General features: G+C 31.1%; 16 protein-coding genes. 9 read left to right on the forward strand and 7 right to left on the reverse strand.

What is annotated here, in order from left to right; genetic code table 11:
- Both Q0J35_RS05650 and Q0J35_RS05655 read left to right on the forward strand, forming a co-directional pair.
- A complete protein-coding gene (locus Q0J35_RS05650) occupies positions 1-561 on the forward strand; it encodes a DedA family protein (RefSeq protein ID WP_297193973.1) in 561 nt (186 codons plus the stop codon).
- Positions 558-1,802 (forward strand): ComEC/Rec2 family competence protein, encoded by a 1,245-nt coding sequence (locus Q0J35_RS05655; RefSeq protein WP_297193975.1) that lies wholly within the window; start codon positions 558-560, stop codon positions 1,800-1,802. Before Q0J35_RS05650 ends, Q0J35_RS05655 begins: the two co-directional genes overlap by 4 nt.
- Here Q0J35_RS05655 and Q0J35_RS05660 read toward each other — a convergent pair.
- Genes Q0J35_RS05660 through Q0J35_RS05670 form a run of 3 tightly spaced genes read right to left on the reverse strand, consistent with a single transcriptional unit; the run spans position 1,728 to position 4,619 of the window.
- Entirely contained in the window at positions 1,728-2,567 is an 840-nt protein-coding gene (locus tag Q0J35_RS05660; protein WP_297193977.1) for a YihY/virulence factor BrkB family protein, read from the reverse strand. The two genes, Q0J35_RS05655 and Q0J35_RS05660, sit on opposite strands and share 75 nt — an antisense overlap.
- Positions 2,567-3,949: an FAD-linked oxidase C-terminal domain-containing protein gene (locus Q0J35_RS05665; protein WP_297193979.1), complete on the reverse strand. Its 1,383-nt coding sequence runs from the start codon at positions 3,947-3,949 to the stop codon at positions 2,567-2,569. Before Q0J35_RS05665 ends, Q0J35_RS05660 begins: the two co-directional genes overlap by 1 nt.
- On the reverse strand, positions 3,939-4,619 hold the full coding sequence (locus Q0J35_RS05670) for a plasminogen-binding N-terminal domain-containing protein (RefSeq protein ID WP_297193982.1): 681 nt from the start codon (positions 4,617-4,619) through the stop codon (positions 3,939-3,941). Before Q0J35_RS05670 ends, Q0J35_RS05665 begins: the two co-directional genes overlap by 11 nt.
- Before the next feature lie 155 nt (positions 4,620-4,774).
- Here Q0J35_RS05670 and Q0J35_RS05675 point away from each other — a divergent pair, with 155 nt between their 5' ends.
- On the forward strand, positions 4,775-5,944 hold the full coding sequence (locus Q0J35_RS05675; RefSeq protein ID WP_297193983.1) for a peptidoglycan DD-metalloendopeptidase family protein: 1,170 nt from the start codon (positions 4,775-4,777) through the stop codon (positions 5,942-5,944).
- On the forward strand, positions 5,944-7,290 hold the full coding sequence (locus Q0J35_RS05680; protein WP_297193985.1) for a magnesium transporter: 1,347 nt from the start codon (positions 5,944-5,946) through the stop codon (positions 7,288-7,290). Before Q0J35_RS05675 ends, Q0J35_RS05680 begins: the two co-directional genes overlap by 1 nt.
- 28 nt (positions 7,291-7,318) lie before the next feature.
- Here the strand turns inward: Q0J35_RS05680 and Q0J35_RS05685 are convergent, their stop codons facing one another.
- Both Q0J35_RS05685 and dnaJ read right to left on the reverse strand, forming a co-directional pair.
- Positions 7,319-8,638 (reverse strand): major outer membrane protein, encoded by a 1,320-nt coding sequence (locus tag Q0J35_RS05685; RefSeq protein WP_297193987.1) that lies wholly within the window; start codon positions 8,636-8,638, stop codon positions 7,319-7,321.
- A 132-nt stretch (positions 8,639-8,770) separates the two neighbouring features.
- Positions 8,771-9,871 carry a molecular chaperone DnaJ gene (gene dnaJ, locus Q0J35_RS05690; protein ID WP_297193989.1) on the reverse strand — a complete coding sequence of 367 codons (1,101 nt, stop codon included), beginning with the start codon at positions 9,869-9,871 and terminating at the stop codon, positions 8,771-8,773.
- 93 nt (positions 9,872-9,964) lie between these two features.
- Here dnaJ and Q0J35_RS05695 point away from each other — a divergent pair, with 93 nt between their 5' ends.
- The 3 genes from Q0J35_RS05695 to Q0J35_RS05705 are packed head-to-tail and all read left to right on the forward strand — an operon-like array spanning position 9,965 to position 12,424.
- The gene (locus Q0J35_RS05695; protein ID WP_297193991.1) at positions 9,965-10,636 is read left to right on the forward strand and encodes a response regulator transcription factor; all 672 of its coding nucleotides are present in this window, start codon (positions 9,965-9,967) and stop codon (positions 10,634-10,636) included.
- Positions 10,633-11,856 (forward strand): ArsS family sensor histidine kinase, encoded by a 1,224-nt coding sequence (locus Q0J35_RS05700; RefSeq protein WP_297193994.1) that lies wholly within the window; start codon positions 10,633-10,635, stop codon positions 11,854-11,856. The genes Q0J35_RS05695 and Q0J35_RS05700 overlap by 4 nt, the downstream gene beginning before the upstream one ends.
- Before the next feature lies 1 nt (position 11,857).
- Complete coding sequence (locus Q0J35_RS05705; protein ID WP_297193996.1) at positions 11,858-12,424, forward strand: recombination protein RecR; 567 nt, start codon at positions 11,858-11,860, stop codon at positions 12,422-12,424.
- Here Q0J35_RS05705 and Q0J35_RS05710 read toward each other — a convergent pair.
- Positions 12,405-13,475, reverse strand: coding sequence for a hypothetical protein (locus Q0J35_RS05710; protein WP_297193998.1), 1,071 nt, complete (start codon positions 13,473-13,475; stop codon positions 12,405-12,407). The genes Q0J35_RS05705 and Q0J35_RS05710 overlap by 20 nt on opposite strands.
- An 84-nt stretch (positions 13,476-13,559) precedes the next feature.
- Between Q0J35_RS05710 and Q0J35_RS05715 the strand changes: the two genes are divergently transcribed.
- Positions 13,560-14,078, forward strand: a complete 519-nt coding sequence (locus Q0J35_RS05715; RefSeq protein ID WP_297194002.1) for a thermonuclease family protein — start codon at positions 13,560-13,562, stop codon at positions 14,076-14,078.
- A 10-nt stretch (positions 14,079-14,088) separates the two neighbouring features.
- Positions 14,089-14,262 (forward strand): hypothetical protein, encoded by a 174-nt coding sequence (locus Q0J35_RS05720; protein ID WP_297194064.1) that lies wholly within the window; start codon positions 14,089-14,091, stop codon positions 14,260-14,262.
- On the opposite strand, the gene Q0J35_RS05725 is transcribed toward Q0J35_RS05720, so the two are convergent.
- Positions 14,259-14,858 (reverse strand): hypothetical protein, encoded by a 600-nt coding sequence (locus Q0J35_RS05725; protein WP_363315707.1) that lies wholly within the window; start codon positions 14,856-14,858, stop codon positions 14,259-14,261. The two genes, Q0J35_RS05720 and Q0J35_RS05725, sit on opposite strands and share 4 nt — an antisense overlap.
- Positions 14,859-14,866 lie beyond the last annotated feature (8 nt).

Consider the following 14,866-nt stretch of genomic DNA (forward strand, 5'->3'; position numbering starts at 1 on the left):
ATGCAAGAGGTTATTGATACCTTACTTAGTTGGGGCTATGTTATACTTTTTCTTTATTCTATCGGTGGAGGTATGGTAGGGATTTTAGCGGCTGGAATTTTAAGTGCATCCGGACATTTTTCCTTAAGTTTATGTATATTTATAGCTCTTTTTGCAAATGTTTTAGGCTCTACTGTGCTTTTTTTATTAGGCAGATATTTTAAAAAAGATTTAATGCCTTATTTTAAAAAGCACAAAAGAAAGATAGCTTTAGCACAACTTCAGATAAAAAAATACGGAGTAAGCTTAATTTTGCTTCAGAAATTTATATACGGGCTTAAGACCTTTATACCTCTTGCAGCGGGTTTTGCTAGGTATGATTTTTTTAAATTTTTTGTTTTAAATTTTGTAGCTACAGTCGTTTGGGCTGTAGGGCTAGGCTATCTAGGTTTTGCCTTTGGTGCTTCTATATCTTATATAGTTGATAGTTTTTCAAAGTATTCTTACGCTGTTCCTTTGTTTTTGTTAGCGTTGATTATTCTTATATATTTTTATTTGGCTAAATTCTCTAAAAAGAGATGAATTTTTTTAAAAAATACAAAGAATTTTTTATTTTATTTTTCTTTTGCATTTTTGTATTTTGCTTTTCTTTGTTTTATGAATATATGTCTTTTTTAAATTTTAAGGAGAGCAAACATAGATATTTAGAAGATGTTTTGGTGTTACAAAGCTATGAAAAGCAAAACAAAAAAGGTAGGGCTTATACTGTTTTAAAGCTTTCTTATGATGATTTTTCCTTTTATACCAGCACATATAAGGATAATAATATAAGTCGCTATGATAAGCTTAATCTAAGAGTAATTAATACTAATGTAAGTTTTAAGGATTATCTTTCTAAAAATTTTTATATGCCAAGTTATGATATAAATTTAAGCGAAAACACATATAATGAAAATTTCATCATTTCTTATTTTTTATCACAGCATAAAGATGAAAAAATAAAAGAATTTTATGGAGCTTTATTTTTTGCCTTGCCGATTTCTTTAGAGCTAAGAACAGATGTTAATTACTACGGTATAGCACATCTTATAGCTATTAGCGGCTATCATATAGGACTTATATTTTCTCTTTGCTTTTTTCTTTTATGTCCTTTGTATAGCTTTTTTCAAAAAAGATATTTTCCATACAGAAATTTAAAATTTGATTTATCTGTATTAATTTTTAGCTTTTTGTTAGCCTACGCTTATCTTATAGGTTTTGTGCCTTCTTATATAAGATCTTTGGTTATGGCATTATTTGCTTTTTATCTCTTGGCAAAAAATATTAATTTGCTAAATTATTCTACATTATTTTTTGCTATCTTAATTTGCATTAGTCTTTTTCCACAGCTTCTTTTTAGCGTAGGGTTTTTCTTTTCTATTTATGGGGTATTTTTTATATTTTTATATATGAATCATTTCTCTAAATTCTTTTCAAATTTTATAAATGTTATATTGTTAAATTTATGGACCTTTTTTGCTATGATTACGCCTGTTCTTTATTTCTTTCCTTTAGTGTCTTTGCAGCAACTCCTTTGCATACCCCTTTCTGTTGTGTTTGTTGTATTTTATCCCTTTGTTTTATTTTTGCATATAGTGGATTTTGGATACTTGCTAGATACACTTTTATCTTATTTTTTCTCTATAAAATTTTACGCTAAAGATATAAATGTGAATTTTTATATTTTTATTTCTTATATACTGCTATCTTTACTTAGCATTCGTTTTGCTTCTTTGAGTCTTTTTCTTGTTTTTGTCAATATCTTGCCTTTCATATTGCTCTAAAGTAAAGTGATTGTAAGCTTTAAAGCCAAATAAATATATTATCCAAGATATATATATCCATATAAGAAAAAATAAAAGGGTTGAAAAAGAGCCATAAACATTAGTATATGCTTTGTTATAAACTACATAATATACAAATAAATTTTTACACACATACCACACTGTAGCTGAAGCAAATGAGCTTATTAGAAGGTATTTTTTATTTGTTCTTTTTTGCATAGAGCTTGAAAAAGATATCAAAAATAAAAACCATATTATTAGAAATGGTAAAAATGCAAAGAAATTCAAGCCTATCTTAAAATCATCAAGTGTTTTTTGTATATAAGCAGAGATGTAAAAAGAAAGTCCAAGCCCAAGCGGGACTAAAGTTAAAAGAGTCCAGTATGCACTTATGCTATGCCAAAGCCCTCTAGGCTCACTTTTTGTTATACGATTTATCACAAAATCATAGCTTGAAAAAAGAGCTAAAGAAGTAAAAGCCATAGCTACAAGCCCCATAATCCCTAAATTTAAGCTATTTTTTAAAAAGGTATCAAGATAGCTTGATATTAATTCTTGTTGAGTTGGTATCAAAAAGGCAAAAATCAAATTCTTAAGCCTATCATAATACGCATCAAAGCTTGGAATTTGCGTGAAAACAGAAAAGCAAACAAACAATATAGGTATAATTGAAAGCATAGTGTAAAAGGAAAGAGCCGCACCGTAATTCATAAGCTCCTTATCTTTGAATATAAGTAAAAAATTTATGGTTTTTTTTAAATACATCAAAGTCCCATTTTACCCGGATTTAGTATGTTGTTTGGATCAAAAGCATTTTTTATAGCACGCATTAAGTTCATTTCAGCTTCGTTAAATGCTAGTTTCATAAAAGGGGCTTTTGAAATTCCTATACCATGCTCACCGCTTAATGTCCCGTCAAGTTTTATCGCTAATTTAAAAATTTCAGTAATGGCTTCGTGCCCTTTTTTTACTTGCTCCTCATCATTTTTATCCTCTACCATAACATTTACATGCACATTTCCATCACCAGTATGCCCAAAACAAGGAATTTTAAAGCCATATTTTTCTGAAATATCCTTTATGCCAGAAAGCAGAGCAGGTAATTTAGAGCGAGGCACTGTTACGTCTTCATTTAGTTTTAAATTTCCATACACAGTTATACTTTGAGAACAATTTCTCCTAGCAAACCATATATCAGCGGCTTCTTTTTCATCTTTTGCTATCTTAAATTCTTTCACACCAGCTTCTTTAAAGCAAAGTTCAAGCATTTTTAAATCATCATCTAAAGACTGTTCTACATTTCCATCAACATCAGCTATTAATATAGCTCCAGCCTCCACAGGCAAACCTTTTTTAAATTTGCTTTCAACCGCTCTTATGCTAAGATTGTCTAAGAATTCCATAGAAACAGGACGCACTCCCTTAGCTAGACTTTTATATACAGCATTCATCGCATCATCGACTGTATTAAAAATTCCAAGTGCAGTTTTTTTAAGCTTTGGTAAGGGCATAAGCTTTAGACAAATTTCGCTAATTACAGCTAAAGTTCCCTCACTAGCTATCAAAATACCACTTAGATTATAGCCGGCTACATCTTTGATCGTTCTTTTTCCAGCTCTTATAATGTCTCCATTTGGTAAGACTGCACGAAGTGCTAGGACATAATCTTTTGTTATGCCGTATTTTGCCGCTCTCATACCCCCAGCATTTTCACTAACATTTCCGCCTATGCTTGAAAAATCCATACTTGCAGGATCAGGCGGGTAAAATAGACCATATTTTTTAAGCTCTTCTTGTAGTTTTGAATTTATAAGGGCTGGTTGCACTACTGCTACTAAATTTTCTAAATCTATTTCTAAAATTTTATTCATATGTTTTTCAAGAGCCAAAACAACTCCGCCATTTATAGCTAAAGTGCCTCCAGTAAAGCCAGAACCAGCACCGCGAGGTATCACTACTATTTTATTTTCATTGCAAAATTTTAAAATTTCACTTATATCTTTTTCATCTCTTGGAAAAAGAACAGCGTCTGGTAGAAAATGCTTTCTTGTAGCATCGTAACTATAGGCTCTTTTATGTATATCATCAAATTTTGCATTTTCCTCGCCAAGCAATTTTACAAAAAAGTCTTTTATCTCATTTTTCATCTTTGTATCCTATAAGTTCTTTATAATACGCATAGTAGTCGCCAACCTCTCTTTCAAAGAGGTTAAAAAACACTTTTTGATAACCTTTAATCCTAGAATAAAAAGGTGTTTGTGTTTCTTTATTTGTAAAATCAAATTTCTCTTCATACAAGGTAGAAAAACTGTAACAATCCACAAATACAACAGAATTTTCAAGTCCAAAAACTATAAGCCCTAAGGAATTATTCGAACAAATAAGCTTAAAATCCTCAACATCAGGGCTAAGTTTATACTCTCTTATCATATAAGCACCTAAAATATCAGGGTGTAAAAAATAAATTGAGTTAAATTTTTGCTCTATTTCTTTATAATTTATCTCATTTGCAGCTATTAACATCGCCCTATCATATAAGAAATTTAAATGCACTTCATCGCCTATTTTTACTTGTGTATTAGTTTTAGGTAAAGCACTTTGCTCTAGTATATCTCTTTGTATGATAGAAAGCTTTATATCATCAGCATTCATATCAGTAACTACAGCCCTAGCGACGACAGTTTTTACACCTGCTATATTTTGAGTTACGATAGCACTAGCTCCTTTTACCGTTTTAACAGAAGAGTCTATGTAAAAATTATCCCCTTGAATATCTTTAACTGTAGTTATTATAGGCTCTAAAGCATATAAATTCATGCTAAATATACATAAAAATACAAGTTTAAAATGCAATATAATATTCTCCTATTGGTTTTAATATAAAAATTATATTCTAAAATTATTACATTTTTGTAAGATTTTTGAAGTACAATAGCAATCTGTTTTATTTGAATTAGGAGAGTTTTATTTTTATGAAAAAAATTATTTTGTTATTATTCTTATCTTTACCACTTTTTGCTTTATCTGTCGTGGAAGAAAGAGAATGGGCTAAAAATGAATTCTTTTTAAGTTTTTTAGAGCATAATTCCTTGCCTTTGTCTTTGTATTGGGATTTAGACCCGCAAGATAGAGAGCTTGCTTCTGAAATAAAAGAGGGGGAAAAATACCAAATTTTATGGGATAATGAAAACAACACAATAGAACAAATTTTAATACCAATAAACGGTTCTGACTTGCAAATTCACATTTACAAAGACTTGGAAAACAAATACACATTAAATTTTACCCCAGTTGCGTATGAATTAGAAGAAAGAGTTTTATCGATAAATATAGAAAATTCAGCCTATCAAGATGTAGAAAGGATAAGCGGAAGCACACCTTTGGCTAGAGCTATGAGGAATGCTTTTAGGGGTAGCGTTGATTTTAAATCTATGCAAAAGGGCGATAGGGTAAGCATTTTGTATGAGAGAAAAGAAAGGCTAGGGCAAAGATTTGGCGATATAAATGTAAAAATGGCTGTAGTTGAGATAAACAAAAAGCCTAAAAAGGTTTTTTTCTTCGATGATACTTATTTTGATGAAAAAGGAAAAGAGCTAGAGTCCTTTTTACTTACAACTCCTGTTAAATTTACAAGGATAAGTTCTCGTTTTACAAGGGCTAGGTATCACCCTGTGCTTAAGAAATACAGAGCCCATTTAGGTGTCGATTATGCCGCACCTACTGGAACTCCTGTTAGAAGTGCTGGAAGTGGAGTTATAACATTTGTAGGGACTAAAGGAGGCTATGGAAAGACTGTTCAAGTTACTCACGGTCAAGGATATAGCACATTATACGCACATCTTAGTAGATTTGCTCGTGTGAAAAAAGGACAAAAGGTAAGCCAGGGACAAACCATAGCTTACGTAGGCTCAACGGGACTTAGCACGGGTCCTCACCTTCATTTTGGACTTTACTTAAACAACAAAGCTATAAATCCTCTTTCAGTTGTTAAAATCACAAAATCAGAATTAAAAGGTGATAAGAAAAAAGAATTTGAAAATATTATGAAAGATTATGAAAATAAATTGCAAAGCTTTTTAAATTCTAATAATATAATACCACCAAAAGAAGTCCCAGCCTTTGAGCCTTATGTGGAGCTTTAATGAATGATGATTTTATAAAAGCTAAAGAGCTTTTAAATTTAGCATCAACAAAAGAGTGCAATGCAGACGAACTTATAAATGCTTTAAGATTAGCAAAAGAAGAAGATGAAAATTTTTATATGCAAACTCTTAAGTCTTTAAGCGTTAATAACCTAGCAAATGTTGCCGTGTTAATGCCTGATTTTATGCTAAATGATATGCTATCTTGTTTTAGTGCTTCAGCAGTTGCTAGAGCTGTTGAGGAGCTAGAAAGCGATGATGCTACTGATTTAATACAAAATTTAGAAAATATAGACGAGAAAAAAGCCGAGCTTATATTAAATAGTGTAGAGCAAGAGCATAAAAAAGATATAAGCTTATTAAAATCTTACGCACAAAATTCAGCCGGTGCTTATATGCAAACTGAATATTTGCAAGCTTTTTTGGAGGAAAGCTTAAATTCTGCAGTCCAAAGATATAAAAAACTTAAGAATGAAGGCGAAATAGAGCAAGTGCAACAATTTTTTGTAACCGATGAAAAAAATGTTTTGCAGTATTGTTTGCCTTTTGGAGAGGCTTTATTTTTGGATTTTGATGTCAAATTTAAAGAACTTTTGCAAGATAAAAAAACAAAGCTTATAAATTATTTTGTTTATGATAATGACGATATAGACAAGGTGGTAAATTTAGTAAAAAGCTATGATTTAAGTGTGATAGCTGTGGTTGATAAGGATATGCATTTAATGGGACGCATAACTTATGATGATATACACGATTATCTACAAGAACAAGCCACAGAGCAAATTTATAATTTAGTGGGTGTTGATGATGACGCTGAGGAAGAGACTGTTTTTAAAGCTACCAAAGCAAGAGGTTTTTGGCTCTTTATAAATTTGATAACCTCCTTAATATCTGCTAATATCATATCATTTTTTTCAGGCGAAATAGAAGCTCTCGTAGCACTCGCTGTTTTAATGCCAATAGTTGCGTCTATGGGTGGAAACACAGGCTCACAAGCCTTAACGGTAACTGTTAGGAGGCTTTCTTTAGGGGAGATAAAATTTGCTAAGGCTAAGCATATCATACTAAGAGAGCTTAAAATTTCTTTATTTAATGGTTTTGTTTTTGCTTGTATTATGAGTATTATAGCTTATGTATGGTTTGATATGTATGCTCTTGGTGCGGTTATAGCACTTTCAATGCTTATAAATTTAAGTTTAGCAGGTTTTATAGGCTCTGTTGTGCCTCTTTCCTTGAAAAAGTTAGGTTATGATCCAGCTGTTGGCTCAAGTGTCATACTCACTGCCTTAACTGATGCACTTGGATTTTTTTCTTTCTTGCTTTTAGCAAAGCTTATATTGCTTTAGGAAAATCTCTCCCAAATGGGAGAGAATATTAAAATGCGTATCTAGCTTGTAAGCGGATAGTTTGTCTAGTATCGTCTTGATATACTTTGTTATCAACTTTTAGCATAGAATACCAGCCAAAGAAGGTAAGGTTTTTGCTGTATTTATAGTCTATATCAACAACGCCTTCCATTTTTTCACCACCACCTAAGTAGCCTGTTGTTAAAGCTGTATTAGAAGAGTTTGTAGAAGTATCAGATGTTCCACCATAAACAGCTCTTAAGCCTATTCTTAAATCAGACGGTAGGGTATAACCAACAGAAGCATATCCAAAGGTTGATACACCGTTACTCATAGCAGCCCAAGAACCAGCAGAGTAAAGAATTTCTCTACCTACTACATCAAGTCCAGCATTTCCTCTATCTTCTATAGTATTTAAAGATATTTTATCTTTTTTACCTAGCATAATACCACCAAGTGTTCCGTCAAAACCGTAAGCGTTAAGAGTTCCATACACATTTATAAGCTGACCATCACCAACACCTAAATTTTTTACAACAGTATCATTTATTTTATTACCCATATATGTAGCCCTTAGTCTCCAGTTTAGATCCTCGCCCATATCAAGTAGGTAATTTATATCAGCAGCATAAAAAGTAGCTGTTCTATCAAGGTGAGCTCCCCAGATACCAAAGTCAAGTCCGCTTCCACCTATATTTTTACCAAGTAAAGCAGCACCATACATATTGTATTTATATAATCTTTGATCTAAAGTTGCAGCAGTAGCTGAATCTACATATAAGTTAAAACTAGCAGCATCGCTATCGCCTATATTTTCTTGAAAGCTATCTACCGCAAAGGCAGCAACTGTGAAATCATCAGTTGGGCTATAAAAGAATTTAGCAGCTGTTCCAACAAAGTCATCAGTCCAAATAGTGCCTAGTTGTTGGCGACCTAAGACTGTTGAAAAGCCATAATCAGAAACATCATATTGCAAATAAGCTTGTCTTAGATTAAAAGGTCTATTTGTAGGAGTTCCTGGGCTTGGAGAGTAGCTATTGCTACCATCATTTGCATAACCAGCAGCAGTATCATTTGCATATTCTGCTTGACCAAAGATTTTAAAGCCATCACCTACATCAGCTTTAAGTCCCAGTCTTACCCTTATCTTATGGTTTTGCTGACCGTTAGCAGATGATTTTTGCCTTTCAAGCAAACCAACTTCTTGTTGGCGAGAGTCTTGGAATCTGTATCTTAACTCACCAGTGAAATCAACATTTTTAATAGCTTCTTCCAAAGGCTTTGCAGAAAGAGCAGAAAACGACCCAACTGCAAGTGCAGCAACTAAAGAAAGTTTTAATACCTTCATAAAAATCTCCTTTATAAAAAAATACAAGCTATTATAGCGTATTTTTGAGCGTATTATAAAAAAATCATTTATTTTTTTTGTTTAAAATGTTTCACTTTGTAAGTATTTAGCTTTATTTTGTAGTATTTTTGCTTACTTAAACCAAGAGGCTATCTTATCAAAAAAACCTTCTTGTTCTTTGTGAAGACCGTCTTCACTAACTCCAAAGCTTTGATTTAGTTTTTGTAAAAGCTCTTTTTGCTCGTCATTTATGTGTTTTGGAAAGGATATGCTAATTTGCACTATTTGTCTGCCTATATCATCACTATGTATATCTTTTACGCCTTCATTTTCTAAAACAAAATGATCGCCTTCCTTAGCTCCAACAGGAAGTTCTAAAAAGGCTTGTCCTCTAATGGTAGGAATTTTTACCTTAGCACCTAGAGCAGCTTGAGTGAAAAAGACAGGAAATTTTAGATATATATCCATACCGTCTCTTATAAAGGTATCATCGTCTTGCACGGAAATTTTAACGGTTAAAAAGCCTCTTTTGTCTTTTGTTAGATTTCCTTTATCATTTACCCTTAAATTCATACCGTCATCAATGCCTTCTGGTATGTCAAGCTCTATGCTTTCTCTTTTATTTGTAAAGCCTTCTCCACTACAATCTTTGCACTTTTCTTTTACTACCTTGCCACTGCCTCTACACTCGCTACAAGTTTGCACAAAGGTCATAAAACCTCTGCTTACTCCAACTTGCCCTTTTCCCTTGCAAACCCCGCAAGTGCTAGTTTGCCCATCTTTTGAGCCTGTGCCATTACAAGTTTTGCAAAAACATTTATACATATAATCAACTGTCTTTTTGCTTCCAAATACAGCTTCTTTAAAAGATATAACAAGAGGTATGCTTAAATTTGGACTAAATTTTTCATTTTCACTTTGTCTAGATCTTCTACCAAAGCCAAAAAAGTCTGAAAATATGCCCTCTATATCTATATCTTCAAATGAAAAGCCTCTGCCACCTAAGCCATTTTTCAGTCCTTCTCGTCCGTATCTATCATAAAGTGCTCTTTTTTCATCATCGCTTAGAATTTCATAAGCCTCATTTATAAGCTTAAATTTTGCTTCTGCTTCTTTGTCGCCTTGATTTCTATCTGGGTGATATTTTAAAGCTAGTTTTCTATACGCTTTTTTTATGCTTTCTTTGTCTGCGGTTTTTGTTATTTCTAAAAGCTCGTAGTAATCAATTTCCACTTTTCTTTCCTCGTTTAAAAACAAACTGTCATTATAGCAAAATTTGTTTATTTTTGCTATAATGTCTTAAAAATGCGAAAGGATTTTTTTTGTATGACAGATGTTATGATGATAGAGGATGATAGTGAATTTGCTTCTTTGCTAAGCGAATATTTAGCACAGTTTAATATAAAAATAACAAACTATGAGGATCCTTATCTAGCATTAAGAAGCGATATAGATTCCTTTGACATACTAATACTTGATTTAACACTTCCTGATATAGATGGACTTGATCTTTGCAGAAAGGTTAGAAAAAAAAGTGAAATTCCAATAATAATATCATCTGCTAGATCGGATATAAATGATAAGGTCATAGGGCTTCAAATCGGAGCAGATGATTATTTGCCAAAGCCTTACGACCCTAAAGAGATGTATGCTAGGATAATGTCTTTGCTTAGAAGAACGAACAAAAATAAAAACAATGTATCAAGCTCTTTTGGTTCTTGTTTTGAGGTAAATTCTAAAAGGCACGAAATTTATTATAATCAACAAAGCTTAAAGCTAACTCCAGCAGAATACGAAATACTAAGCTTTTTGATAAGTCAGCACGGTTTTGCTGTTTCAAGGCAACAGTTAATAAATAATTCCCCTTCTCTTAAAAATAAAGATTCTAAAAGTCTTGATGTGCTTATTGGCAGACTTAGAACCAAGATTAAAGATAATTCAAAAGAGCCAAAGCATATATTTTCCGTTAGGGGTATAGGTTACAAACTTATAGGATGAAACAACAAAGTTCAACTAAAAAAAAGATAACTTTAGCCTTTTCTTTTACCTTTGCTTTAATATGTATGTTTTTTATACTTTCTTTGTATGCTGAAATAGTAAAAAACAACGATGAGTTAAAGGAACATCAAAAAAGGCTTTTGGATAGTTTTATGACAAATTATCAAATGAATGGCAATTATAATATAAGCACATATATACAAAATAGCGGCTTTAAGCTTGTTAAAGATAAGAATTTTTTAGAAGTATTAAAAAAAAATGGAGAGCTTTACTACTCTACTATCAACAGTTTGGGAGAATTTTATTTTATAGCATATAAGGATAAGCTTTATTTATGGCTAAAACACGATGATTATGATTCTTTGTTTTACATAAATAGGGCTTATATAAGCCTTGAGTTTATAGCCTTTGGTTTTGTGCTTTCTATGTTTTTTTTCATCTTGCTTTATTTTGCCATAGTTAAATATCTAAATCCTCTTACTATCCTTTCTAATCAAGTTGAGCAAATCATACACGGAAAGCATTTTCCAGCTTATAAGTATGAAGATGATGAGATAGGCAGGATAGCTATCGAGTTTTTTCATATTTTGGATAAAAATAATGAGCTTTTGCAATCAAGACAGTTTTTCCTAAGAGCCATTATGCACGAGCTAAAAACTCCCATTGGAAAAGGAATGATAGCAAGTTCAATGCTTAACGATGAGAAGCAAAAAACAAGATTTATGAATATTTTTAAAAGATTAAATTTGCTAGTAGATGAATCGGCTAGGATAGAAAATTTATTTTCAAAAAATTACAAACTAGATATACAAAGATACAGTTTCGCTGAAATTTTAACTTCCACAAAAGATTTGCTTATGTTAGATGATTTTGATAATAAGGTAAAAGTGAGCTTTGATGAAAAGCAAAAATTTTTGCTTGATTTAGAGATGATATCTTTAGTTTTAAAGAATTTGATTGATAATGCTTTGAAGTATTCAGATGACAAAAGCTGTATATTAGAGTGTTTTAACTCTTGTATAACTGTAAAAAACAAGGCAAAACCTTTGAAAAAAAAGATGAGCGACTACACTAAAGCTTTCATAAGCGGAGAAGATAACGATAAAAAAGGATTTGGTTTGGGACTTTATATAGTAGAGCAAGTTTGCTTGTTTTGCGATTTAAAACTTTCATACGAATATGAAAATTCATATCATTGCTTTAAGATAACAAAGGCTTAAAATGCTTGATGAAAAACTTAATGAAGTGGTAAAAAATTTGCAGTCTTTACCAAGCATAGGCAAAAAGTCTGCTATAAGACTTGCTTACTTTTTAAGTAAAGAACATAGTTTAAGCTTGAAATTAGCACACAGTATAGAGGAATTGGTGCGTTTTGTAAAGCCTTGTGTGAGATGTGGAAATCTTAGTCAAAACGAGCTTTGCGAATTTTGTGCTAGTGAAAATAGAGATAAAAACTTGCTTTGTCTTGTTGAAAGTGCTAAGGATGTAGTTTTGATAGAAGAAAGCTCTAGTTTTAAGGGGCTGTATTTTGTGCTAGATGAACTTAATGAAGAAAAAATTTTAAAATTAAGAGATATGATAAGTGCTAATGATACAAAGGAGCTTATTTTTGCACTCACGCATTCTACACTATCAGATGCATCTTACTTTTTCATAGAAGAAAGACTTAGGGATTTAAATTTAAGCTTTAGCAAGATAGCACAAGGAATTCCAAGCGGTGTTAGCCTTGAAAATGTGGATTTGATCTCTTTGCATAAGGCTATATCGTTTAGAACAAAGTTAGATTAGGATTGTCTTCGTTTTGTAAAATTTCTTTGTATTCATCGCAAAATTCACAACCCTCATCGCTTAAAATAACTTCATAAGAATTTGTATCCTTAGAAAAAAAATTTTTATTATTTATGGAAATTTTTTCTAGCTTTAAACCTTTATTTGTAGGCTTTGTTTTGTAAAAACTAACAAATTTTTCATCTATTTTTGCCAGTATAAAACTACGTTCATCAAGCTTGAATACGAAAAAATCTTTATACACTGTAAAATCTTGTATAAGGGCGTTTTTATATCTTTTTGGGCTATTTGCTGATATGTAAAAAGAGTTATCTTTTTTTTGTAAAGATATGCTAAATTCATCACTTATGCTATTATTTTCATCTTTTATATAGTATGTAGAATTTGCTAGATTGTATAAAAAGTTGTTTGTATTTGCATTTTTTCTCCAAAGCTCCCATTTTTGATTCTTTTCAAATAATCCTTTAAGCTTTGAATCTGTGGTATTAAAAAGCTTTTCTTCTAATTTTAAATTCTTATTAAAAGAAAATGAATCATAAGCTATATAAATATCTTCTGATTCATTTTCTTTAAAATTTTGCAAATTTTCATCAAAATCTATTTGTTTTTCTTGTTTTTTTGTAAAATTTTCATCAAATTTCACTGTTTTGCTATTTAATTCAAAAATTTTAATATTAGTATTATCTTTGTTTATACTTAATTCATAATTGTAAAATGTGTTTGTGAAGTTAAAAATTATTAAAGAATCGTTTTTAGAAATTAAAGCTTTTTGCACCATATAGCTATTATCACTTAAAAAACTATATAAATTTTCTTTCTCTTCCACAGTCAAAAAAGCATCTATACAGTATAAATTTCTATCTTTTTTTGGTAAAAAATCACATCTATGCCTTAATGTAAGCTCAAGTTTTTCATTTGAAAATTTTAACTCTTTGTATTTTAGGCTTTCTGATTTTATTATTTTTATATCACTGTCTTTATTGTCTTTTTTTTCCACCTTATCACAGGCTATAAAAAAGAATAAAATGAGTAGTAAAAAAAGCTTTAACATTTCAAATCCAAAAAATATAAAGATTCTTTAATAAATTATTTACTAATTTTAATATAATTATAAGAGTAAAGTCAAAGAGGTTTTATGAGATTAAGCAATATGATGAATTTAAGAAGAATCGCTAGTAGCCCGTCTAGGCTTTTATTACTCTTAATATTTGTTATTATAGCTATATTTTTTAACTCATTTTCCGATGAAAAAGTAATAGTTGGCAAGGTCGTTAAAGTCATAGATGGAGATACCATAGAAATTTTAGATAAAAATAACAAAAATTATAGGGTAAGGTTTTTTGGTATGGACGCACCGGAAAGCAAACAAGCGTATGGTAAAAAATCTAGAGAATTTTTAGCTTCTATGATAGCTTCAAAAACAGTAACAGCTATACAAAAGGATAAAGACAAGTATTCAAGGATAGTTGCTATAATAAAATTAGACGATGAAGACATAAACAAAAAAATGGTTGCAAATGGATATGCTTGGGCATATACTTATTATAGCGATATATATGCTATGGATATGAGATTAGCAAGGGAACAAAAACTCGGCTTGTGGGCTGATAAAAATCCAATAGAGCCATATGAATGGCGAAAAATGAATAGGTGATTTGGTGAAAATAGCTAGCATTTTGATTTTTTTTGCATTACTTTTTTTTAATGCTTGTTACATAAATGAAAGAGGTATATCAAATCGTTTTTACGATGATTGTTCGTATTATTACGATGCAAGTGGGACATATAGGGAAAAATGTCCCAAAAATTGGATAGATATACCTTATTTTAAACCCTAAGCCTTAGCACCGACTATACTAGCTACTTGTGCCATGGCATCTACATCAGAGCCTGGAATTTTAGCGCTTGCCTCATCTTTTTCACTGTCTTCTTTTTCTTCTTTACCTTGTTTCTTGTTTTGAGGTCTTTCCATTTTGAATATATGAGTATCTGTGATTACAACTTGCATTGTAGCTTCAAATATTTTTATTTCTTTCACAAATCCTAAAACTCTGACTTCTCTTTTTCTTGAATTTTCATCAAACATAGCTTGTGCTTCTAAATACAAAACATCTCCTAATTTCAAAGTAGAGTAAAAATAAGTTTTTGATGATATAAGCACAGAAAATTCTCTATTTATAGCCGCTAAAGCCACGTAATTTGCCGCAGAAAAAATGAAAGCACTATGCACTAAACCTTGATCATCTACTACCATTTCATTAGAGCTTATGAATATTGATTTAGCGTGGTTTTTGCTTAACTCATATATGTGTCCGCATAAATTGCTGTTTATATCAGGGCAGGTTATAAGCTCACTTTTTACTTTAACCAAATCCTCTTGAGAGACATATTGTTCAATTTGTGCATCTGCAAAATTATCTTGTGTTATTGCCATTTAAAAAC

Source organism: uncultured Campylobacter sp., assembly GCF_944323605.1.
Classification (GTDB): Bacteria; Campylobacterota; Campylobacteria; order Campylobacterales; family Campylobacteraceae; genus Campylobacter_D.